Origin of the sequence: Burkholderia sp. 4M9327F10, assembly GCF_005503145.1 — a bacterium.
Classification (GTDB): domain Bacteria; phylum Pseudomonadota; class Gammaproteobacteria; order Burkholderiales; family Burkholderiaceae; genus Paraburkholderia.
The window spans coordinates 23948-47270 of the sequence record NZ_SCNV01000036.1 but is presented as its reverse complement, the minus strand read 5'-3'; the positions used below and the strand labels follow the sequence as shown (position 1 = coordinate 47270).

The window sequence follows — 23323 nt, the reverse complement described above, 5'->3', positions numbered from 1 at the left end:
CGCCGGCATAGTATTGTTCACACCCGCAACGATCGGAAGGTTTAATGTATCGGTCTTTCAAACCAGTCGGCGTCGCAATGCCGATAGTGCTGGCGGCAATGAGCACGCTTGCCCTGTTTTCGACGACGGCGCAGGCTCAAACACCCGCAGACAACGCTGCACAGACGTCGACGATTAGCGAACTCTTTGGCACGCAAACTGACGTCAGCATCGGAGTGGGTGCAGGAGTTGACCAGCGCTACATGGGCGCTAAAGATTTCCGCTTTGATGCGTTGCCAACATTCAATATCAGTCGCGGCATCTTCTTCGCTGACTTCATTCGGGGCGCTGGTGTCCAGTATCAGACAGCATCCGGGTTTTACATATCACAGACATTTAATTACGACTACGGCCGCGCAGACGAGAACGACTTCTTCCGCCCGGGTTCTGACTATCTGAAGGGGATGGGAGACGTAAAAGGAACGGTTACGAGTACCGTCACACTTTCACAGCGAATCACCCCATGGCTTTCAGTGAATGCACAAGCCGAATTCGGTCTCGATGGCCACGTGCGTGGCAACCAGTACCAATTTGGGTTGGAGAGCACGGCATTACAGACTGCCGCAGATACGATCGTCTTTGACCTGGACGCGAAACTGGGCGATGGTCAATACAATCAGACCTATTTTGGCGTGACGCCGTCGCAGAGTATTAACTCGGGTCTCAGGCCTTATTCGCCGGGGGCGGGGCTTTACGCTATTTCCCTCGCGGCCACTTGGACTCACAAGTTTGACAAGCGTTGGTCCGCTGATCTGATGCTGGACGCCACACGCTATACAAACACAGTCGCTGATAGTCCCGTCGTGCAGCGTCGAACAGGGCTCACAGTTTTTACGTCGGTCGGCTATACGTTTTGACGAAATGGCTCCAAGCGATCGTTACCATTCCGTTGTTCGAAACGGAAGGCTTGCGTCCATCCAATCTCCAGACTCGGTGCCTTCCCTATGTTGCCCGGCCCGAGGAGTATTCGCCGGTTTGACGGGTGACCGCAAGGTCGAAGTCGGATCGACTGAATCGCCGTCGGATGCTATTGTCGAAGTTGAGATGATGTCGTTCATCTTTTCGCTAGCCCTCGAACGGACCTGAGATCAATTGCCCCATTTCGAGCACATCAACCCCTTGCAATGGGATTTTCATCCAAGTGTCTCCAGTAAGCGATCTCATGGCATCAATAGTGATACAGTTTTTGGAGCCTGGTAATCGATGGTTTCTCAAGCATGCTTTCCTGCCAGGAAAGGCATGTGCGAAGGACCGAGAGATAGCTCCATTGACGTAACCGGGCCGGCGCGTTCTACAACAATGCGCAGAAACACCGGATTGCTTCGCATGCCCTGCGCAGGGATTCGTGGTTCAAGGCGTAGGCGATCCGGATATACGGCGCCAGGCCAAATGCGCTGCCCTGAACAACGGCGACATTGGCCTCATCCAGTAGCGCACGGACAACATCCTCGTCTGTGCGCAACAGGGTTCCTGCCGGCGTTGTGCGCCCGATCAAGCCTTCGCAAGACTCGAATGCATAAAATGCTCCACCGGGTGTCGAGAATGTTCGCCCGTGCGTTTCGTTGAGCATTTGAACCATCATATTGCGGCGCCGCTCGAAAACGGCCCGCGTTTCGCCGATGAAGTGCCGAGGGCCGTTTAGCGCGGCCAAAGCCGCGTGCTGCGAGATCGAACAGGCCCCCGAGGTCTGTGTTGACCTTGAAGTTTTTCGCCAGTCCGTCATGGCTTAAGCTTTCGACACGCCGTTCATCGTCAGCGTGTGTGACGACAGCCGCGGCTCCACCTGAGCGATTGTGTAGAAGGGAGCACCATCGAAGATGAGGTGCTCATAGATATGATCTGATAACACAGAGAATCTGTGTGGGTGGGCGAGTAGTACGTCCGCAAGCGCTGCGAGTTCTTCCCGGGTGTAGATAGCACCTGTCGGGTTGGGCGGTGAGTTCAGGATCACCCAGCGTGTGCGCGGCCCGATCGCATCGGCTGGCACTTGCGGTGTCAGCTTAAAATCGTTTTCGCTGCCGCAGGCCATATGATCGGGGTCGCTCAGCACAACTGAACCATCTCCGGGTAACTTACCGAGCACGGTGCCGGGACGATGACCTCATAGCCTTTGTTTAGCGTCGCAGCCAGTGTGTTGTACATGACCTGCTTACCACCGCTGCAGATGATCGTATCCTGCCAACTGACATCAAGGCTGTTCTCGCGTCGGAATTTGCTGGCTACAGCGTCGTGAAGCCCGTGCATGCCGAATACCGTGTGTCCGGTCCGAATCGCTTCGACTGCAGCGTCGCAGATGTGCTGGGGCGTGTCGAAGTCGGGCTCGCCGGCGGTAAGCATAGTGATTCTGGCACCCGATGCACGGCGTGCCGCAACATGGTCCATCATGCGGCAGGTCGCGGAAGACCTTGCCTTTGCGAGAAATGTGTTCAGGCGATGCCCATCGACACTCATGGGCTTTTTCCCCAATATGTTAGGCCCATCAGTTCCAGTGTGCTTGCGCGGTCAACTAACTTTTGAATCATCGCGGCTTCTTTGGCGGCTCGAGCCTCGCTGGCGAGGAGGGTGCGTTCTGCATGGACGGACGGGACGATGATGACGCCGTTGTCGTCGGCGATCACCAGATCACCCTGAGCGACCGGCACGCCGGTAAGCGAAGTAGGCTGGCCAACCGAGGGTGCGCTGGCCCTCACGGTGCCGCGTACAGAAATTCCGCAGGCGAATACAGGGAAACTCCGCGCCGTCATGGCCGCGACATCTCTCACTCCGCCGTCGATGACGAGTCCGACCACGCCAGCGGCTTCGGCGGCAACGATGAGCACTGTGCCCCAGTAGCCGGCCACAAAATTGCTGGTACTGACCACGAGCACGCTACCGCGCTGCACACGTTCCATGGCAATGGGAATCGCGAGGTTGTCACCGGGCGAACATACCAGTGGATACACAGGGGCAGCAATGAAGGCGCCGTTCCAGATCGTGCGCACCAGCGGGTCGACCGCGCACGGGAGACCCGCTGCCTAGTAGAGCGTGGCACTACCCAGTGCGCGTGCCCGCGCGGCACAGCCTGCCGGGAGAGTCATTGACGAAAAAACGTTATTCACGAAGCCTTTCGTTGCAAAACCTATCAAACCGCTGCGCAATTGCCCCAGCGACGCTTGACGATTTGCCGCCGTTAATTGATTGATTGATTGATCAATAGGTTAGTCGAAATTCGTGGAATTTCCTAAATATGACCGGGGCCAGCGCCAGCCTTTACTATGTCCGGAATACCTTGAGGAGTGCGGGGGTTGATGATGGTAGCTTTCGATACAGACTCAAACGCATCCAGAACCACGCTGTTGGTGTCAAATCCATTGATAGCTGGCATTGGTGTTGCGATATTGCTTATACAATCTCGACCCAACGCGGTTCGGCATCGATTTTGTGTGGCCAAATCAACTGCATCAGGTGAGCCGAAGATGTACCCTGGTTTGAAGGTGACCGTGATTGGAACCTTGACGTTCTCAAAATAATTCCCTTCGACAAGTACTTTGACTGGTTTAACCGCATCCAGCGCATGCCATGAGCCGTTTTGGAAGTAGTTGTTTGCCAGATGAACGACCACGGAGTCACCGCCGATCTTCGGGGCACGCCCAGAGAAGTCATGGAACCAGTTATTGTTTAACGTAATACTTTGCGTCTTCCCGGCCAACAGCAAATTCCAGTAGTGCGTACCGTTGCAGGTATGCGAATAGACATTTTTTCCATTGAAATCGTTCCAGGAGATGGTAACGTTTACGGCTGGTCCGAAGCCACTTACGATCATTTGCCGGCCGATGTTTTGAAACCGATTGTGGTCGATCCAGACTTGCTCCGCATCGTCCAACGATAGTGCGTCGCCTGCAAAGATCGTTCCTTGGTTGATGTCAGTGATGGTCAGGTTTCGAACAACAACATTTTTTACCCTGCTAAGCCGCAAACCCTTTCCCTTAATTCCGCTCATAGGACCAATGCCAATCACGGTCTTATTCGAACCAACTAGTAGTGGCCTATCTCCTGCCACATCAAAGGTTATTTGTTTGATATCCTTACCATCGCAATGGTGATCATTTTCATTCAAAAGAACGAGGGATTCGGTCTTATAAGGCGCCGTACAAACAAGTCCGTAGTCGCATCCCGGCTTGGCGGTTGCTCCCTCACTACCGGTGTAATCGATCAACCCCGACACCTCGATGATTCGCGGCGAAGAGTCGGCACATGAGCCATGCTGGTCAATTTTTCGACAAAGTTCGAATTTCAATTGGGCCGTTGTCGAAACGCGCACCACCTCGCCTCCCGCGCCACCCGTGGTGCTGCTACCAAACCCCTCCGGTACACTTTGTGCCACTGTGTAAGATGCCTGAGCGCCTTGCTCCACGCCAAGTAGCACAAACGCGGAGAGCCATACGATGGTTTTCAACATCACGGTCATCCTTTAATTCTTGATTCCGAGAAGGGTGAAGGTGCGGGGGGCGTTCACTGTTGTCAAAATAGAGCCGGACGACACTGTGGCACGGCTACCTCTGGAGTTCATTCGCTTGCTGTCAACAGCCGATATCTGTCTTACCGACACAGTCGTCGATTGGCGAGGCGGCTGAATTTGGTCGTGAGTTGATCATCGTGTAGATAGGGCTATATCAAAAATACGGCCGGGCGCAGCGCCAAGCGCCCCGGCCAGCCTCCTTCGCTGCGTAGAGCGCCACGTCCGCGGCCTTGTACAGTGCGATGGCATCCTGTGCGTCCTGCGGGCACCGCGCTACGCCCACGCTCGCCCCAACCTCCAACGACAGGTCGCGGTACGGAATCGGCTGGGCGAATGTGGCCATCATGCGCTCGCATACCGCGGCGACGGTCTCGGCGTCGCCCGGTTGTGTGAGCAGCACAGCGAATTCGTCGCCACCAAGGCGTGCGACGAGATCGACCTTGCGCGTAGCCTGGTACAAGCGCGAGCCCACGGCCTTCAGTACCACGTCGCCTGCGTCATGGCCATAGGCGTCGTTGATCGGCTTGAACCGGTCAAGGTCGACCAGTACAAGCGCGAAGTCTGTGCCTCGACGCGCCTGCTCAACCAGACGCTGCAGATCATCATTGAAATGCCGTCGGTTCGCAAGCCCCGTCAGCCCATCGAAGTAAGCCAACTGCTCGAGCCGCTGTTCGCTGGCTTGCAATTCCGCGGTGCGACGCACGAGTTCATCGGAGCGTTGCTGGAGCTCTTGTGTCCGCTGCGTTATCAGCGTCTCCAGCGCCGCGGCACGACGACGGAGTAGCCGTGTGCGCACTTGCATCAGCATGCCGAAGAGTGCCAACAGCAACGCTACTACGATCACGCGGAAGGCAATGGTCTCGTACCACGCCGGCACGACGCGGATCGGCAGGTTCACCGACGTCGTCCACTGACCTGGACGATTCGACGCCCGTACCTGCAACATGTAGTTGCCGGGTGGCACGTTCGTGTAGTGCGCCATGCGCACGTCGGCGGGGGAGTCGGTCCACGATTCCTCCAGTCCAGCCAGTCGGTAGGCGTAGCGCGTACGTTCGGGGGCAGAGTAGTCAAGCAGAGCGAAGGTGACCTGTATAGCGCGTTGCGAAGGGCCGAGCGTGATGCCGGCCAGCGATATCGGTCGACCGTCGGCATCCATGAGCTTGATGGGGGCCTTGAAGTGTGATGGTTGGAATTTGCGGGGATGCACGATCGTCAAGCCATTGCCGCCAAACAGCAGATCACCTTCTGGCGTGACACCGGCTGCCGAAGTCCAGTACGACAGCAGTCCCGCCCCGTCGGCCTGTTGCAGCAGCGTTGTTGCCAAGGTGTCGCGGTCGATGCGCACGATGCCACTGTCGGTGCTTACCCACGCGTTGCCTTGCGCGTCGAGCAGCAGAGCGTTCGCGGCGTTGTTCTGCAGGCCCTGCTCGCGACCGATGCGGTGCACCTGAGCAGCCGCTCCCCTCGCGCCGGGCTCGACCACGCGCACGCCGCCGCCATAGAACGCGACCCACAGCCGGCCTCGTCTGTCCTGCACCACCGAGGTCACGATGCTGCTCGGCAAACCGACGCGCCCCGGCCCCTCCGGCCAGGGCCGTTCAATGCGGCCGGTTGCCGGCCAGTACCGCACCAGCCCCGTCATCGTACCCACCCACAGCGAGCCGTCCTTGAGGCAGTTGAGGTTCGTGATATCGGCGCCATGCAGGCTAGGGATGCTGTGTGCTGCTGTGCCTTGCGCGGACCTGTCGACGTAGCTCAGGCCGTTGCCTCCCCCGATCCAGAGCGTGTCGCCGACCATGCACAGCGTTCGTGCCAACGCAGTGGGCGCGAGGCCGGGGAACTCCATCCGCTCGACGCTACGGCCGCCGTCGCGCGTCCGGTACAGACCCTTGGAGGTACCGATGTAGACTCCACCATCCGGCGCACCTATGATCGACAACACGCCACTCATAGGGAGCGCCGTGCTCGACAGGCCATCCTGGGCCACCAGTCGTCGGCCGCGCCCACGGTCTGGTGGCACGATGTCGACACCGCCGTTGTAACTACCGAGCCAGACACTGCCGTCGGGTTGCACGAGCACTGCGCTCACTGCTGCATTCGTGCCGCCTTGCAGGCGGCCACCGGTGCCGTACCAGGTGGATATTGCACGCTGTGTGGGATCGATCGAATCGAACAGATTCGGTCCGCCAGCCCAGACGAGGCCACTGCTGTCGCGCAGCAGCGCTGCCACATCGTCCGAACCCAGGCTGCTGGGCAGACCAGTGTCGTGGCGCAGGCGTCGCGTCGCCCAGGTCCGCGTGTTCACCTGCACAATACCCCGAGTCCAGGTGCCGAGCCACACCTGATCATCGCCAGCGTCGACGATCGCAGCGACCCAGTCGGTCTCGACCCCCTTTCCGTCACTACGTTCGCTGTCGCGCACTTGCCGGGCCGTCGTGGCGCCTGGGTCGATGACGAAGGCGCCGGTCTCGCGCGTCCCAATCCAGATACGCCCTGCTTTGTCCTCAAGCAGTCGCCGCGCCTCAATGGCGGCCCGGGCGGCGCCGTCGGTCGGCACCGCTTGAAAGACATGAGCGCCGGTGCGCAGTACATACATTCCTGCGAGGGTCCCGACCCACAGATTGCCACCACGATCGACAACGAGCGCGCGGACTTGGCTTGCCGGGAGGCCCGGCGGAATGGCTCCTTCGCCTTGGCGCCGCACCTTGCATGTGGCAAGGCACAGCCAGTCGAGCCCAGCGGCCGTGCCCACCCACAGGCCATCTGCGCCGTCGGCAGCAAGCGCGAACACGCGTCCACTGCTCAAGCCCCGGGGGGCCGCGCTCAGCGTCCGGAAGTTGCCGGTCGCCTTGTCGAGTTGCGCCAGGCCGCCATCCGTGCCCACCCAGAGCCGCCCTTCGCGATCCTCCTGCAGCGCGTTGATGTAGGACGAGGGCAAGCTGCCGGGTATGTCCGGATTGGCAGTGTAGCTTCGGAAACGATAGCCATCCCAACTGGCCAGGCCGGTCTGCGATGCAATCCAGATCAGGCCGTCTCTATCCTGCAGCATTGCTGTCGGCGCGATGTCGCTGGGAACCTCGATGTGGCGAAAGACTGGGGTTGATCCCTCGTACCAGGTACTGCTTGCATCGGCGGGCGGCACGGTTATGGCCACGAACACCAGCGGCGCGAGAAGGCAGTGCAGTATCCACAGCCAGTGAGGCTTCCATTTCGACATGGAACTCTGTTCCTTGGTAAAGATTTCGGTCGTTCGCGGCAACATACAGGTGCGTCGTATTCGCACCAGGCTATGGCAGACTTGATATCGGCAAACAACACGCCTACTTTAGACATCCTCATAAATGAATGACGCGGTGGACTTTCTTAACAATATCTTGAAAATTCACGAATGGATTCTTGAAATTCGAGCGGCAAAGTAAAGCCCATTTGCTCACCTATGCGAGGCGAGGTGTAGCGCAGTCAACAGGTTTTCCTTCAGCAGACGCGGTTGGAGTGGGCAACACATCGGCGCGCTCACGCGCCAACAACTGAACAATTTGGAGCTGCCCAACGCCCACGTAGCGGAGTTGATGGAATTAGAACGTCGACGCGCTTGATCAGGCGGTTCGTGTAGGCCTGCGGCGAGCATCCGAAATCTTTACCCGATCTCAGCATTCATGAATTGTCGGCCAGATTCCACCGGAAGATAGTATGAAGAGGATTCTCCAACATGCATCTAAGCGTATCTCGTCGTCGCTAATCGTTAGCTTGCTGCGCGCGGGAGGAGGGGGGACTCCGCGTGCTTACAGTATTTCAACGCAAGCCCAATGCACAGGGACGCTTGGGAATGATTGAGTAGGAAACTTAACTAACCATACATCGATGATCGATCATTTTGTTCAAGACTCAAGAGTAATGGGGATGTTCGAATCGGTTCCAAAATCCTCGATAGTTATTCCATACAAAGCAGGAAAAGTACCGTTTGCGGTAACGGAAAATGCGGGTCCGGGCCGTATCTGACCTCGCAAGAACCGCATTTTGCGGGCACCGCTCACTTTGAGCTTATCGCGGCAGTCGCATGCGCGAGCTGATGCTTGATTTGGTGAAAACCGAGGCGGCATTGCGATGGACTTTGGAACTCTGCTTTAGTGAGCAATGGCGAGATGACGCCCGGTCGATGAAGTGGGTGCAGGGGAAGGGCAAGCACCCGGAGAGTTTGTGTCAAGATCAGATCGCCGTGCCGCCTGCCGGCCAGTCTATTCACGCTATTGGAAGGCTGCGATATTGTCTTTAACGAATTGTTCAAAGCAAATTGCGGGCTGTCCGATCAGATTTTCGAGATCGGGGGTTAGCGACTCCCCAACACCTTTCTGATATGCTGACATGAGATTTTCGATGGAGTCGATACGGTCGTTGGGAAGCCCCGCGGCGCGCATTGCAGTCCTGGCAGACTCGGCGGACACAGGCACATAGGTGACTATCCTGCCTAGCACCCTCGACAAGATATTGGCCGTCTCCACGTTGGTTAGCCTTTCAGGCCCTGAGAGTTCGTACGCTTTGTTGTCGTGCCCCGATGTCGTCAATACCTGCAAGGCTGACCGAGCCACGTCCCGGACGTCGATGAAGCTGACGCCCCTATCCATGCTCTGCCGATAGAATGCACCGTGCGCTTTGATGGTCGCAGCGTCGCCGAGATAATTTTGCATGAAACCGTTGGGGCGCAAAAACGTCCAGGGGATTCCCGACTTTTCGATCATGCGCTCGATTGCCCGATGGCCTGCCCCTATCTCATACAGTTCCTGGTCGGCCATCCAGACAGAAAGCTTGACGATACGCTTAATACCAGCCCTTTGAGCCGCCGCAACGATGTTCGCCTCTAATTGTACGTGGCCCGGGCCGGCCGACAGCAGGAAGACCGTATCTACCCCCTGCAACGCTGGTTCGAGAGTGTCTGGCTTGGCGTAATCGATGGCCATGGCGTCGATGCCGCGCTCCCGGGCGGCGACAAGTTTGCCAGGTGAATTGTACGTAGCCCGGAACGGGACACCTTTGATGAGATCAACAAGGGAAGTACCGATTTTACCGCCAGCTCCAGTTACGAGAATCATTTTTTCCTGTTCCGTTCGTTGGTTTCACACGTCGACATTCTGCGCGAGCACCTAGACTAGATCGAAACAATGGAACAATAAATGCTTTGGCGTGCGGAAGATCTAACAGATCGTACAGAAGTGCGTGGCCCGAACGGTACTTGATTCAATCCTACGCACAGAGTGACCAAGGTGCCGAGCGAAGGCGAGGAGGAAAGGCAAGAGCGTTCGTCGTGACTATTTCATGTCGTGGCTGCCAGGTGAACTCCTGCCGTCGAGAGAGGCGGTACCATGTTGATCAACACTGTTGGCATTTATGCCGGCGTGGCACGTGGGCCCGATGTGGCGAAAAACTGTCTAGTTCCAGAGACAGTGTCAGCAGTTGCACTTTCGTTAAGGTGTCTTTCACGACGAGCAACATCGGAATGCAGATCCTGCTTTCTTTTGTTCTTTACCCGTGAGGCGAGATTTCGCCGACGCGTTGAGCCCTGCTGGCGCGCTCAACCTGCACTCAGGCTGGATGCTGCGATTCAATGATTAATGTTTTTTAGTATTTTTTAGGAAACCATGAAAATGGACCTGTTAAGCAACGTGCTGCGAGATCTTCGCCTTCATAGTGCTGTTCTGAGTATGAATGAATTCAGAGCGCCGTGGGGTTATAGCAAGCCAAGACTTGATGGTGCGGCACCATTTCACATTGTCATTGAAGGACAATGCCTGTTTTCCGCTCCGGACGGAACGTTCTGCGAACTAGAGCGGGGTGATATGGTGATTGTTTGTCGCGGCGAATCGCATGGACTCCAAGCAGATCACGATAGTACCTGCGTTCCATTTTTTCAGCTCCTGCAGAAGATTGGAATTTCGAGCGCATGGCATACCGGAAGTAGAATGGGACCGCTGCATAGATATCAGTTTGGCGGAACTGGTGTCTCCACAAAGATCTTGAGCGGTATTTTTACATTTGATGAAACGCGAAAGAATCCGTTGTTGAGATCCCTGCCGTCGATCATTCGCAGAAGGATTGCCGTCGGTCAGAATTTCGGCGGGTTGACCGGTATCCACGACCTTATAGCCGAGGTGGACGCTAGCCTGATGGGATTCCAATCGATCGCTGAACGGATGGCTGAGGTTCTGTTTATGCAGGCAATCAGGGACTATGTAGCATCAGTACCCGAGAATTCGATCGGTTGGCTGGGCGCCATAGCTGATCCAAAAATCGCGCAGGTTTTGTCGACGATCCATGCCCACCCTTCAAATCCTTGGACTATTGCGTCGTTGGGACGCGCCGTAGGACTTTCGCGCACAGTTCTCGCCAATCGCTTTCGCCAACTTACTGGTACAACCGTTATTGCCTATGCAACCGAGCAACGTATGGAGAAGGCTGCCGATATGTTGACGACCTCATGCGGTTCGTTGGCGGAAGTGGCAGGTGCGGTTGGCTACGAATCCGAGATTTCGTTCAGCCGGGCTTTTCGAAAGTGGGCGGGCATGCCGCCGGGCAAGTACCGCGGGTTGGCCAATTGCAGAAACACAATCCAAGTGCGAACTGGCGTTCCACAGATCGAACGTGAATTATCACGCAGACCCGCGAAATTCAAAAATTAGAGACGATACGGTATACACCACTATTGCGGAGAATTTACAAATGAGATTCTTGGAGATAGGCAATGTTTGCGCGGAAATGATTATGGGACTTCTTCCTTGATTCGTTGGGTCGTGTGCCGCCCGACCTTGGCATTTTCCGACATGAGGGAAAATCCGTTTGGGTCACCGAGCAAGTCGACATCGGAAATTGCAATGGGCGCGGCGGAAGGCGCAGAGCGCCAGCGCCTGGCGACGGAGTGTCTGCTCAATGGCCCGCAGACTTGGACGTTCGTTTCGTCAACCACGACACCACCTCGTCAACCATCGGATGATGGCGCTGGGTATTCCACACCAGAGCCGCCGTTACGACGGTAATCTTTTCCTTCAGCTGCCGGACCACGACATTCTCCGGCGCGAGTTTTCGCATCGACGACGGAACTAGCGCCACACCCTGTCCGCACCCGACATACGCAATCTGTGACGTGACCGAACGTACCTCGTGTGTGATACGCGGCGTCAACCCATGTGAACGGCAGACCGAGGTAAGGAAGTCGAAGTAAACCGGACTGACTTGCCGTGATGACATCACAAGTTGTTCACCTGCCAGCGACTGTAGCCGCACTCTTGGCAGCGCGGCCAGCGCATGCTCCCTGGGAAGCGCGACTGCCAGCCTGTCCTCGGCCAGAGGCATGGTGGCGAGGCCGCTACCCACCTCGCCGTCGACCCGGACAAACGCGAGATCGATCTCACCAGCCTCCAGTGCAGGAATCGCCTCCACGCTGTCGATCTCGCGAACGAGTACAGTCAGATGCGGATGAGCCTGCTTGAGCGCATCGAGCAGGGGGGGAACCGTTTCTAACATCGCAGACGTGATGGCACCGACATGCAGCACGCCGGACTGACCGGCCGCCACCTCCCGGACTACCCGTTGAAGCCGCTCGACCTGACCGGCGAACTGTTGGACGGCTGGCAAGATCGCCGCCCCGGCCGAACTAAGCTGGGTCCCCTGACGGGATCGGTAAAAGAGTTGCAGCTTGAGCGATTGCTCAAGCACCTTGATTTGCTCGGTCAGCGGCGGCTGAGACATGTTCAGTCGCTTCGCTGCCCGCCCAAAATGTTGCTCCTCGGCGATAGCAAGGAACATCCATAGCTGTCGTATCAGCCTGAAATCGATTGTATTGCTCACGTGGGGGTCCGTTTCGTAAGAAGAGACTACGCGATCTCACACTTTCCTTGTTCTTAAATTGCTATCAGCGAGATACGAAGTACGAAATTTACATATCAGCCTGACGGCGTGAGGATTGTCGCACTTTTCAACGGAATTTCGCACGATGACCCAGACCTCCCTTCTTGATCGCCTTGCGTCGCTGGACACCAATACGGTTTCCGACGCGCTCGATTTTCTCGGTTTGCCGGGTGCAACCTACGGGCTCCGTCCGTTGTGGGACTGCCCGAAGATCGTTGGGCGGGCCAGCACCATCCAGCTTGGGCCGAAGGCAGATGCCAAGCCGACTGTGCATCTCATCTCGCCGGTAATCGACGCGGTGACTACCGACGACCGGGTACTGGTGATCGCCGGCGGGGCAGATGGAATTTCGTGCTGGGGCGACATCCTGGCCAACGCTGCAACCGCCAAGCACATTCGGGGATCCGTCATCGACGGTCTGAGCCGAGACATCGAAGGCAGCGAGTCGATCGACTATCCCGTCTACGGCCGCGACATCACGATGATCAGCGCTCGTAATCGTGTGATCCAGCTTGATTCTGGCAAGCCTGTGCAGATGGCGGGCATCACCGTGAGCGAGGACGACTACGTCATCGCTGATCGTTGCGGAACGGTTTTTGTCTCTGCCGCCCGCATCGAAGAAGTGCTGGACCTCGGTGAGCGTATAGCGCGTCGTCAGGACGGCATGGTAGCTGCCGTGCGTGCTGGCCGTTCAGTGGCGGAGGTCATGCACGACAAGGAATTCGAGGCCATTGCGGTCCGCTAGGTTGATTGCCTTTTATCAGGAGTTCTGCAGATGACGAACCCAAAAAAAGCGGGCGTGGAAGACCAGGAACTGGTCGCGCTTTTCATCGGTCTGGACACGCCTGGCGTCTCCGACGCCATGGACAACCTGGGCCTGCACGGTCAGGCGCTGGGAATCATGCCACTGTCCGACTACACGAAGGTTATCGTAGGCCCGGCATTTACTATCAAGTATGTGCCCGCCAGTGTGCCACCGGGGACCGTGGGCGATTTCATCGACGATGTGGCAGAAGGCGATGTGGTCGTGATTGACAACGATGGCCGCACTGACTGCACGGTTTGGGGCGACATCATGACACAGTACGCAGGCTCACGGGGTATCGCCGGAACGGTAATCGACGGCGTCTGCCGCGACGTGATCAAGGCGCTGGGCGACGGGTATCCGCTGTTCACTGCGGGTCGCTTCATGCGCACGGGGAAGGACCGCGTGCAAGTCGAATCCGTGGATACCACGGTGGGAATCGGCACAGTGCGAGTGGCGTCGCGAGACATTGTGGTCGCGGACGCCAACGGTGTCGTCATCGTACCGCGCGCCCGTGCCCGCGAAGTAGCGGAGACAGCACGCAAGATCGAGGAAACCGAATCTCGCATTCGCGAGCAGATCGCGCAGGGCAAGACGCTGGGCGAGGCGCGGGCTTCGCTGGGTTACCACACGCTTCAAAGGAAGGGCTGATGTCCACGATCCATACTTATGACGCGGCCCTGCTCGAACAGGCGCGAAAATTAGGCACCTCGACGCTCTTCGAAGTGTCCGGATTGCAGACCAGTTCGGTCGATCCGGCCATTCGTCCTGTCTGGGCAGGCGCAAGCGTGGCCGGTCCCGCTTACCCGCTCGAATGTTCGCCGGGCGACAACCTTTCCATCCATATCGCGATGGAGAAGGCGCCACGCGGCAGCATTCTCGTCGTTTCGACCGGAGGGTTTGTCGCGGGCTATTGGGGAGAAGTGCTGACGGTGGCTGCGGAGGCAGCGGGCGTGGCCGGGCTTGTCATTGACGGAGGCGTGCGGGACATCGCAGCGCTTACGGCGCGGCGTTTCCCGGTCTTCACCCGCGGAATTTCCATGCGCGGCACGATCAAGGCGAGCGCGCCTTCCGTTGGTCAACCCATCAGCTTTGCAGGGACGCCGGTTGCAGCGAGCGACCTGCTCGTGGCCGATGACGACGGTGTGCTCGTCATCCCTGCCGCCCATGCGCAGGCAACCCTGACGAAGGGCCAGGCGCGGGCCGACAAGGAGGCAGGCATCATGGAGCGCCTGCGTGAAGGCCAGACCACCCTGGACCTGCTTGGTTTGTCGCATTGGAGGAATGTTTGATGAGCGCACCTGGCTACACACTCAACCGGTTTCTCGCAAGTGCAAAGCCCTCGGCTACCTACAAGGTGATGGACCGCGTGGCGGCGCGGCGTGCGAGCGGCGCGGCGGTCATCTCCCTGAGTGCAGGCGAGCCGGATTTCGATACGCCCCAGCACGTTTGTGAGGCGGGTATTGCGGCTATCCGCGCTGGTCATACCCGTTATACACAGGTGGCAGGGCTGCGAGCTTTGCGTGAAGCCATTGCCGCCAAGTTCCAGCGCGAGAATGGCCTTGACGTGGGCTGGCGTGACACACTCGTGTGCAGCGGTGGCAAGCAGGTGATATTCAACGCGCTGGCAGCCACGCTCAACGAAGGCGACGAAGTTATCGTGCCGGCACCGTACTGGGTGAGCTACCCGGAAATCGCGCAGTTGTGCGGCGCCACGTCCGTCGTCGTGGCGTGCGGTGCCGAGAGCGGCTTCAAGCTGACGGCCGACGCGCTCGAGGCGGCAATCACGCCGCGCACCCGTTGGCTGATCCTCAACTCGCCGTCGAATCCGACAGGTGCGGTATACAGCAGGGCGGAGCTTCAGGCGCTGGCCGAAGTGCTGCTCGCGCATGAGCAGGTACTGGTGCTGTCCGACGACATCTATGAACACCTGATTTTCGACGGACTCAAGTTTTTTACGCTTGCACAGGTGGAACCACGGTTGCACGAGCGTGTCCTGACGATGAATGGCGTTTCGAAGGCATACGCGATGACGGGCTGGCGCATCGGTTTTGGTACCGGACCGCGATGGCTGGTCGATGCGATGGAGAAACTGCAGGGGCAGCAGACTTCGGGAGCATCAACCATTTCGCAGCATGCCGCTCTCGCGGCGCTGACGGGGCCACAGGACTTTATCCAGCAGTCGCGTGTTGCATTCCAGCGCAGGCGCGACCTCGTCGTCGACCAACTCAACCGCGCACCAGGGCTGCACTGCGAAGTGCCGCAGGGCGCGTTCTATGGGTTCGCGTCGTGCGAAGGCCTGATTGGCAAGACCACGCGAGCGGGAACCCACCTCAGAGACGACGAGGCGGTCGTGAACGCGTTGCTTGACGAAGCTGGTGTGGCAACCGTACATGGAAGTGCGTTCGGGCTTGGTCCGTATATCCGCATTGCCTATGCATTGGACGACCAGTCACTATTGCGTGCGTGCTCGGCCATTCAGGATTTCTGCCAAACGCTGACGGCGTGAGCGTAATCACGACGATCCGCGCCCTCGATGACCTGGATGGCATCGAGGGCGCTGCGAACCGATCTTGCTCCAGGTGCAAACACGATGCGTCAAGAATTTACCCGGCCAGCGTTTTCCTTCGCTGTCGACGGTACGGCGGTCGACGTCTCAGCCATCCATCGCGAAGGTGAGATGGCTCCGATTCTGTTTCTGCATGGTTTCGGCTCCACGAAGGAAGACTACGCCGATATCGTCCGCTACGCGGAATTTTCAGGCCATCCCTTCATCGCGTATGACGCACCAGGCTGCGGCGAAACTCGCTGTGCCGACCTCTCTGCAATCTGCATCCCGTTTCTGGTAGACACGGCGCTCGCTGTCCTCGAGCGCGTCGGGTTCGACCGCTTTCATCTGATCGGGCATTCAATGGGAGGGCTGACAGCGTTGATGCTGGCGCACCGGCGTCCCGAGCGCGTGCTTAGCTTTGTCGATATTGAGGGCAACATCGCGCCCGAGGACTGCTTCCTGAGCAGGCAAATCGTCGAATATCCGCGAGACAGCGCCGGCCAGTTTTTTGATGACTTCATCGAGCGCACCCGGCATGCACCGGCCTATGCCAGCGCGCTCTATGCCGCCAGCTTGCGTCACAAAGTCCGCAGCGATGCAGTAGGACCAATCTTCCGGTCCATGGTCGACCTATCGGATAACGGTGACCTGATGAGCAAATTTCTCGGGTTGCCGTTTCCGCGGATGTTCATGTACGGCGAGCAGAACGCGTCGCTTTCCTACTTGAAGCATATCCAGGAGCAAGGTGTCGTGTTGGCCGAGATTTCGAATTGCGGTCATTTCCCGATGTATTCGAACCCCGTCGCGATGTGGAAGGCCATTGCAATGCTCCATCAGCGTGCCGGTTGACCCGATAGGGAAGGGACCGCGAAAGACAGGTGGGCAGGTGATTCTATCTCGGTCCCGCACTAGTCTGGAGCGCCGACTTCAGTCAGGAGGCAGTCGAAGCAGTTCTCGCGTTCGGACGGCAGAGGATGTCGACGAGCTTGTCCCGATAGATATTCTTTTCGCTGTGTCGCTTTGGAATGCAAACGCGCAGATCGCGTGTCGCCCAAGGCTCATCCAGGCCGACGATGGCCAGCCGCCCCCTGTCCGATCTCTCAATGGCCGTACGCGGCACGATGCCGATCCCAGCTCCAGACGCGACGAGCCGAGCAATGGCGCGATAGCCAGAGACTTGCACCCGAACGTCTAGTCGGCCACCGAGTGCGGTGGCATGGTTCATCAGAAAGGTGTGAAGTGCCGCGCCCGATTGTAGGCTGATGAACGGCTGACCAAGACAGCTTGCGAAACGAATCGCGTTGCGTTCCGCGAGCGGATGATTGTTTGGAATGAGCAACACCAACTGGTCCTTCCGGTAAGGCAGGAAATTCAGATCGGGATGCCCGGACTCGAGTGCGACAACGCCAATTTCGGCGCGACCGTCAACGACGGCGAAGACAATGTCGTGACTCAGCCGTTCCTCGAGGGTGATTCTCACGCTGGGATAAGCAGTGAAAAAGCGCGCCAGGTCATCCGGCAAATGTGTGCTGATCGCGTTGTTGTTGGCAAATACGGTTACATGTCCGGTCATGCCCTGTGAGTATGGCTCCAGGTCCACGTGCATCTGTTCGAGCTGAGCCACGCAGCGCTTCGCATGTTCACGCATGACTTGACCCGCCGCAGTCAGAACTACTCCTCTCGCCTGGCGCTTGAAAAGCGTGACGCCGACTGATGCTTCCAGGTTCTTGATTCGCAGGCTCGCCGACGACGGAGCCAGGTGACACCGTTCCGCTCCTCTCGAGACGTTCCCTTCATCGGCGATCGCAAGAAAAATCTTCAGGTCCGTGAGTTCGTAGCGCATACCGTTTGTCAAATCCGAAGGAGCAAGCGCCATCGTACTACCGGATTTCGAGGTGCGGCGTACTGGAGCGACAGTGAGCGTTTGTATTATACGAAAGCTCCGTTTGGGAAATCCCGCTTCTTCCAGACCTCGGGAGTGCTGATACTGGACGCCAAATGATCCAGTCAGAGGCTTTGGATGAAAAAGCAGACAAGTGAAACTTTGCCAGCGCGCCCGCTTGACGGGCTGCTGGTCGTTTCGATCGAGCAGGCGCTTGCGGCACCGCTTTGTACCGGCCGACTTGCAGAAATGGGCGCCAGAGTAATCAAGATTGAACGTGCCGAGGGTGATTTTGCGCGAGGCTACGACGATGCCGCGAACGGCGCCTCGTCGTACTTCGTGTGGACGAATCGAGGTAAGGAATCTCTGGTTCTGGACTTCAAGCAACCGGCGGACGCAGAACTCCTGCGTGCATTGCTGGACAAGGCCGACGTCTTTGTACAGAACCTCGCCCCCGGCGCGTTGACGCGCGCTGGATTTGGGAGCGAGGCCCTGCGTGAGACCTATCCGCGACTGATTACGTGCGACATCACTGGATACGGTGCGGATAACGACGCAAGCGGGCTGAAGGCATATGACCTGCTCGTGCAGTGTGAAAGTGGCCTCGCCAGCATCAGCGGGGCACCGGAGGCGTGTGGACGTATCGGCGTGTCAATCTGCGATATCGGCGCCGGCATGAACGCCGCGATCGCCGTGCTTTCTGCACTTGCGTTACGCGACCGGACGGGCTGTGGGTCAGCTGTTTCCGTTTCGCTGTTCGATGGCGCCGCGGACTGGATGTCGATTCCGTATCTCCACCAGGTCTACGGGGAGGGGGCGCCCCAACGCCTCGGTTTAAAGCACCCGTCAATCGCCCCTTATGGGGCATTCACGACGCGGGATGGGAACGACATTGTCATCAGCATTCAGAACGAGCGCGAATGGCGACAATTCTGCGCCCAGTTTATGCAGCGCCCTGAACTGGGATTGGATCCCCGTTTTGCGTCAAACACAGAACGCGTGCAAAACCGTGAGGCGCTTGACCAGGTCATCGCCGCTGCGTTCGCAGATCTCGACTCCGGCGAGGTGCTCTCGCGTCTGGCCGAGTCAAACACCGCCTACGGGCAGGTGCGTTCGGTCGCGCAGATGGCTCAGCATCCCGCGCTACGGACATGGCCGATGACGGTGGAGGGTGAGGTATTGCAGATGGTTGCGCCGGCCGTTCGTGCGCCGTGGGACGCAGGACGCTTTGAAGCGGCACCATCGCTTGGAGAACACACGGATCTCCTTCGCGCGGAATTCTGTCAGCAACATATTGGAGAGCCGGTATGAGCACTATCGACCTCGAGTATCTTCGCGAGTGGGTTGGCAAAACGCAATCGGATCGCGATGTACTGTCGTCGCGTCACGCGCGGCTGATGGCTGCAACGATTGGTATGCCGCAGGCAGACATCGTCGAGGGTGCGGCGTTACCGCCCCTTTGGCACTGGTTGTATTTTCTCAGCGGAGAGCCATCAACAGCGCTTGGGCGTGATGGACATCCCGCACGGGGCGGATTTCTGCCCCCCGTGACGTTACCAAACCGGATGTGGGCAGGCGGTCAGCTTGAGTTTCATGCATCCGTGTCATTCGATGCACCCGTTGAGAAGCGCTCCACCATCGTTTCAGTCGACCACAAGGAGGGCCGCAGTGGCGAGCTTGTCTTCGTCAAGGTCGAACACCAGTTGTTGCACAACGAGACGAAGGTGCTCACTGAATATCACGACATCGTCTACAAGGGTGCTTCCCGCACAGGCACGGGGTCGACGAGTGACGAGATGCCGATCGCGCAGCACAGCCGTCGCATAGTGCCCGATTCGACGATGCTGTTTCGCTACTCGGCGCTGACGTTCAACGGTCATCGTATCCACTACGACGCGGACTACTGTCGCGACATTGAAGGTTACCCGAACCTTGTAATCCACGGCCCTCTGAATGCGACGCTGCTTGCAGGATTTGCGCAGGAGGTGAGTGGACATCCGCTCAAACAGTTCCGATATCGGGGCCTTAAACCGGCCATTCTCGGCAACGAACTCTCGATCAACGCCGCGCAAGACGGCGACCAGCTCGTTCTGTGGGTAGCGCTTCCGGACGGTAGCGTATCAATGCGCGCGGAAGCGACATTCTGACCTGCAACTGCTGGAGACCAATTCTAATAATTCAGGAGGCAGACGGTGCAATCCAAATCTATTCAGAATCTTTCGCCTGCCGGTCACGGCGAAACTACCCAACGCATTGGGCGTCGTGCAGCCATCGCGAGCATTATCGGCACGACGATCGAGTGGTATGACTTCTTCATCTACGGTACCGCTGCAGCGCTCGTCTTTCCAAAGGTCTTCTTTGCGCATGGGAGTTCAGAAGGACTGATGGCGTCGTTTGCGACCATCTTCGTTGGATTCCTTTCCAGGCCCTTGGGCGGTGCGTTGTTCGGCCACATGGGCGACCGGGTCGGGCGCAAGTCGACACTCGTCGCAACATTGACCCTGATGGGGCTCGCGACCCTGCTCGTCGGATTGTTGCCGACTGCCGACAGGTTGGGGCCGCAGGCTGGATGGTTGCTGGTTGGCCTCAGGTTTCTGCAGGGCATCGGCGTCGGTGGGGAATGGGGCGGGGCAGTCCTCTTGTCCATGGAGTCGCATAGCGGAAGTAGGCGTGGATTCATGGCTTCGCTTCCGAACATCGGAGTGCCACTCGGGCTGGTGATTTCGGTGGTGGTCTGGAGCGCCTGCAGCTATTGGGCAGGTGACGCACTGCTGGACTATGGGTGGCGGATTCCGTTTTTGGCGAGTGGCGTAATGCTCGTTGTAGGTCTGCTGATCCGCTTCGGCATACCCGAAACGGCCGACTTCATCGAGGCAAACAAGGGCGAGAAGCGGCCCCAAGGGCCGATCTCAGAGGCAATCCGGACAGAATGGCGTGCGATCCTGTTGTCCGCCTTGATCCGACCGGGCGAGCAAGCCGCGTTCTATATGCTCACCACCTTCGCGGTTCTGTACGGCTCAAAAAACCTGGGCCTCGGGAAGGCGTTCATACTCAACGCCGTGCTGGTCGCCGCCATCGTTGCATGCTTCGCGTTGCCCTTGTTCGGTTACATCGCGGACCGCATCGGACGTTGCATGACCTATACGGGTGGCGCAGTCTGCATGATGCTGTTCGCGTTCCCGTACTTCGCACTTTTGAATACACGCCTTCCAGTCGCGGTCGTCGCGGGTACGATCATTATCATGCTCATACACGCTTGCCTGTACGGTTCGCAGGCTGCCTTCATTGCCGAGTCATTTCCGGCACACATCCGGTATAGCGGGGCTTCACTTGGCTATCAGGGGGCCTCGATCATCGCTGGAGGCCCTGCGCCAATGGTCTCGCTGTGGCTGTTCGAAACATTCCATACGGCGTACGCGGTTGCAGGGTACCTGGCGGTGATGTCGTTTATCAGCGCAACTGCCTCGCTGTATCTGGGGCGTCAGAAAGTGAGGCGAGAACTCCAGACTGCTTGGCTCAGCGAACCACGAAGGGCTGGTCGCGCTACGGCTCCGTGACCGGACGCGGGACGGTCCTAAGAAGCGTTAACAAAATGAGCTCTGCAGTTTTCGCCAACAGATAATGCAGCAGGCGAGTTTCATGAAGGCTTCATGGATGAATGCAAGACGTTCGAAGCGGATTCGCAATCGTCGGAAGTTGTGGAGCCATGAAATGGTGCGCTCAACAACCCAGCGTGTTTTGCCTAGCCCGCTGCCGTGTGGCTGGCCGCGTCGGGCGATTTCAGTCGCGATGCCGGCTGCGTGTAGCGGACGACGGTATTTGTCGTGATCGTAGCCCCGGTCGCCCTGAACAATGCGAGGCTTCGAGAGCGGCCGGCCGCGCTTGCCGGCAATGGGCGCGATGGCGTCAACCAGTGGGTGAAGCTGGGTAACATCGTGGCGGTTGGCGCCCGTGAGGATTACCGCGAGCGGGATGCCCTGCGCTTCGGTGATGAGGTGGTGCTTTGAACCGGGTCGCGCGCGGTCCGTGGGATTCGGTCCCGTTTTTGACCTGCGCCCACTGCTCGGATCGAGGAGGAATCGACGACGACACGGGACCAGTCAATCTGGTCAGCCGCGCGCAGCTTTGCGAGCAGGACTTCATGCAGTCGGTCCCAGACGCCGGCAGCCTGCCAGTCCCGCAGACGGCGCCAGCAACTCATGCCGCTGCCGCAGCCCATTTCGCGCGGCAGCAGGTCCCAGCGCAGACCCGTCTGCAGGATGAACAGGATGCCCGTGAGCAGCGCACGATCATCGAGCGGCTTGCGCCCTGGATAACGGCTTCGCCTTGGTTTGGGAGGGGGCAGCAACGGCTCGATGAGTGCCCAAAGTTCGTCGTCGAGTATGGGTTTAGCCATGTCCTTTTCGTCGTCGAAACAATGAAAAGGTTAACAGGATTCATCGACAGTAAACAGCCCTTTATTCATTTTGTTAAGGGTTCTAAGTAAGGCCTATGGTGGCCGGAGATAACCGATATTTTCTTTGACGACCCGGTAGCCTTCAGATAGAGAGCGTACGAAGCATGAGGCTCTGTGCTCACGTCCGGCGTGCCTTTCCCTGCGGGAAAGCACACTTGACCATTCATCGATTATCTAGCCCTTAAAAATCCCGCAACATAGACACCATGAAACGGTGACGCGTTGGAAACGCTTGATGAAGCGCAGATGGGGCGCGATCGGGCGTTCGAATTGGGCGGGTTCACTGCAGATCTTTTCATAACCAAAACGTTATGGCGGAGTTCGGCGTATGGAGAGTCGTACGGCAACGCTTTCAGGGGGGCAGCACGCACCGATCGTCGACGCCGGATCCGCTCACGGATCGACGCTCAGGCTGGACCGCGCGTCGGCTGCCATTCATCGCACAGTTTCTGCACTTGTCAGGGCACCGATGAGGCGCTCCCAACGCTCGGTATCGCCCACACGAACGTGTCTCCTGGCGGCCCCTGGGCGATAGTGCGCGCCGTTTGCGACATGGCAAGCGTCCTCACGTGTCCGAGTCCGACGGATGCGAGGCATCCGCCAACGGACCTCACAGGGAATCTCCGTGCTGCTGCTTGAAAGTTTGCGAGCCAGTTGTCGATGTAGAGCCGCCGCATCGACTTGCGTTTGACGCTTGCCGTTTCCGTCGATGACGAAGCGGTGCACCCTTACATACACAAGGAGCTAAAGATGTCATTAATTGACCACTTGGACCATCTTGTATTGACCTGCGTCGATCCCGATGCGACGAAGCACTTCTATACGAAAGTCCTGCAAATGGAGTTGGAAACGTTCGGCGCGGGTCGGCTGGCATTCCGCTTTGGCAACCAGAAGATCAACCTTCATGTGCGCGGCGCAGAGTTCGAGCCTAAGGCGCATGTTCCGGTACCGGGCGCACTCGACCTGTGTTTCATTGCTACGGTTCCGCTCGAAGACGTCGTCGCGCATCTGAACTCCTGCAACTGGCCGATTATCGAAGGACCGGTCGAACGCACCGGTGCGACGCAGAAGATCCGTTCGGTGTACGTGCGTGACCCCGATCTCAATCTGATTGAGATATCCGAGCTTCGGTAAGGCCTGTACACGGGGCGTTCTTTTTTGCATCAACAACGCACCGAGGCATAAAGACCTCGGGC

18 protein-coding genes and 1 pseudogene are annotated in these 23323 nt (G+C 58.2%); 11 read left to right on the top strand and 8 right to left on the bottom strand.

The genetic code is table 11. The features are described 5' to 3' along the window. Positions 1–44 precede the first annotated feature (44 nt). Positions 45–896 (top strand): MipA/OmpV family protein, encoded by an 852-nt coding sequence (locus FFS45_RS26910; protein ID WP_137957673.1) that lies wholly within the window; start codon positions 45–47, stop codon positions 894–896. A gap of 434 nt (positions 897–1330) precedes the next feature. Here the strand turns inward: FFS45_RS26910 and FFS45_RS26905 are convergent. From FFS45_RS26905 to FFS45_RS26885, 5 genes and pseudogenes are all read right to left on the bottom strand, one after another. Continuing rightward, a pseudogene (locus tag FFS45_RS26905) lies at positions 1331–2490 on the bottom strand (pyridoxal phosphate-dependent aminotransferase). Beyond that, on the bottom strand, positions 2487–3020 hold the full coding sequence (locus tag FFS45_RS26900; protein WP_249362941.1) for a dimethylmenaquinone methyltransferase: 534 nt from the start codon (positions 3018–3020) through the stop codon (positions 2487–2489). Before FFS45_RS26900 ends, FFS45_RS26905 begins: the two are co-directional and overlap by 4 nt. Positions 3021–3259: 239 nt before the next feature. Beyond that, positions 3260–4477, bottom strand: coding sequence for a pectin/pectate lyase (locus FFS45_RS26895; protein WP_171029769.1), 1218 nt, complete (start codon positions 4475–4477; stop codon positions 3260–3262). A 214-nt stretch (positions 4478–4691) separates the two neighbouring features. Beyond that, complete coding sequence (locus FFS45_RS26890; RefSeq protein ID WP_171029768.1) at positions 4692–7754, bottom strand: ligand-binding sensor domain-containing diguanylate cyclase; 3063 nt, start codon at positions 7752–7754, stop codon at positions 4692–4694. Positions 7755–8781: 1027 nt separating this feature from the next. Further along, positions 8782–9624, bottom strand: a complete 843-nt coding sequence (locus FFS45_RS26885) for an SDR family oxidoreductase (RefSeq protein ID WP_137957670.1) — start codon at positions 9622–9624, stop codon at positions 8782–8784. Between the two features lie 546 nt (positions 9625–10170). Here FFS45_RS26885 and FFS45_RS26880 point away from each other — a divergent pair. Continuing rightward, entirely contained in the window at positions 10171–11208 is a 1038-nt protein-coding gene (locus FFS45_RS26880) for an AraC family transcriptional regulator (RefSeq protein ID WP_137957669.1), read from the top strand. Between the two features lie 244 nt (positions 11209–11452). On the opposite strand, the gene FFS45_RS26875 is transcribed toward FFS45_RS26880, so the two are convergent. Then, complete coding sequence (locus FFS45_RS26875; protein WP_283204776.1) at positions 11453–12373, bottom strand: LysR substrate-binding domain-containing protein; 921 nt, start codon at positions 12371–12373, stop codon at positions 11453–11455. Between the two features lie 145 nt (positions 12374–12518). Between FFS45_RS26875 and FFS45_RS26870 the strand changes: the two genes are divergently transcribed. The 5 genes from FFS45_RS26870 (at position 12519) to FFS45_RS26850 (ending at position 16638) form a co-directional block, all read left to right on the top strand. After that, complete coding sequence (locus FFS45_RS26870; RefSeq protein WP_137957668.1) at positions 12519–13178, top strand: RraA family protein; 660 nt, start codon at positions 12519–12521, stop codon at positions 13176–13178. A gap of 30 nt (positions 13179–13208) precedes the next feature. After that, complete coding sequence (locus FFS45_RS26865) at positions 13209–13889, top strand: RraA family protein (protein ID WP_137957667.1); 681 nt, start codon at positions 13209–13211, stop codon at positions 13887–13889. Further along, complete coding sequence (locus FFS45_RS26860) at positions 13889–14530, top strand: dimethylmenaquinone methyltransferase (protein ID WP_137957666.1); 642 nt, start codon at positions 13889–13891, stop codon at positions 14528–14530. The genes FFS45_RS26865 and FFS45_RS26860 overlap by 1 nt, the downstream gene beginning before the upstream one ends. Continuing rightward, entirely contained in the window at positions 14530–15747 is a 1218-nt protein-coding gene (locus FFS45_RS26855; protein ID WP_137957665.1) for a pyridoxal phosphate-dependent aminotransferase, read from the top strand. The genes FFS45_RS26860 and FFS45_RS26855 overlap by 1 nt, the downstream gene beginning before the upstream one ends. Positions 15748–15831: 84 nt before the next feature. Then, on the top strand, positions 15832–16638 hold the full coding sequence (locus FFS45_RS26850) for an alpha/beta hydrolase (protein ID WP_137957664.1): 807 nt from the start codon (positions 15832–15834) through the stop codon (positions 16636–16638). Between the two features lie 82 nt (positions 16639–16720). Here FFS45_RS26850 and FFS45_RS26845 read toward each other — a convergent pair whose 3' ends face one another. Continuing rightward, positions 16721–17632: a LysR family transcriptional regulator gene (locus tag FFS45_RS26845; RefSeq protein WP_137957663.1), complete on the bottom strand. Its 912-nt coding sequence runs from the start codon at positions 17630–17632 to the stop codon at positions 16721–16723. 177 nt (positions 17633–17809) lie between these two features. On the opposite strand from FFS45_RS26845, the gene FFS45_RS26840 reads away from it, so the two are divergent. From FFS45_RS26840 to FFS45_RS26830, 3 genes are read left to right on the top strand one after another with little or no spacing between them, the layout of a single operon-like run. Then, positions 17810–18982 carry a CaiB/BaiF CoA-transferase family protein gene (locus FFS45_RS26840; protein ID WP_137957662.1) on the top strand — a complete coding sequence of 391 codons (1173 nt, stop codon included), beginning with the start codon at positions 17810–17812 and terminating at the stop codon, positions 18980–18982. Next, the gene (locus FFS45_RS26835; protein WP_137957661.1) at positions 18979–19818 is read left to right on the top strand and encodes a MaoC family dehydratase N-terminal domain-containing protein; all 840 of its coding nucleotides are present in this window, start codon (positions 18979–18981) and stop codon (positions 19816–19818) included. The genes FFS45_RS26840 and FFS45_RS26835 overlap by 4 nt, the downstream gene beginning before the upstream one ends. A gap of 45 nt (positions 19819–19863) precedes the next feature. Then, positions 19864–21228 carry an MFS transporter gene (locus FFS45_RS26830; protein WP_137957660.1) on the top strand — a complete coding sequence of 455 codons (1365 nt, stop codon included), beginning with the start codon at positions 19864–19866 and terminating at the stop codon, positions 21226–21228. A 27-nt stretch (positions 21229–21255) separates the two neighbouring features. On the opposite strand, the gene FFS45_RS26825 is transcribed toward FFS45_RS26830, so the two are convergent. Continuing rightward, a protein-coding gene (locus tag FFS45_RS26825) for an IS5 family transposase (RefSeq protein WP_137957659.1) occupies positions 21256–22067 on the bottom strand; the annotation gives its coding sequence in 2 pieces (ribosomal slippage) (positions 21256–21719 and positions 21719–22067; 813 coding nt in all). Between the two features lie 810 nt (positions 22068–22877). Between FFS45_RS26825 and FFS45_RS26820 the strand changes: the two genes are divergently transcribed. Continuing rightward, positions 22878–23261, top strand: a complete 384-nt coding sequence (locus tag FFS45_RS26820; protein ID WP_137957658.1) for a VOC family protein — start codon at positions 22878–22880, stop codon at positions 23259–23261. The last annotated feature ends 62 nt before the right edge of the window (positions 23262–23323 follow it).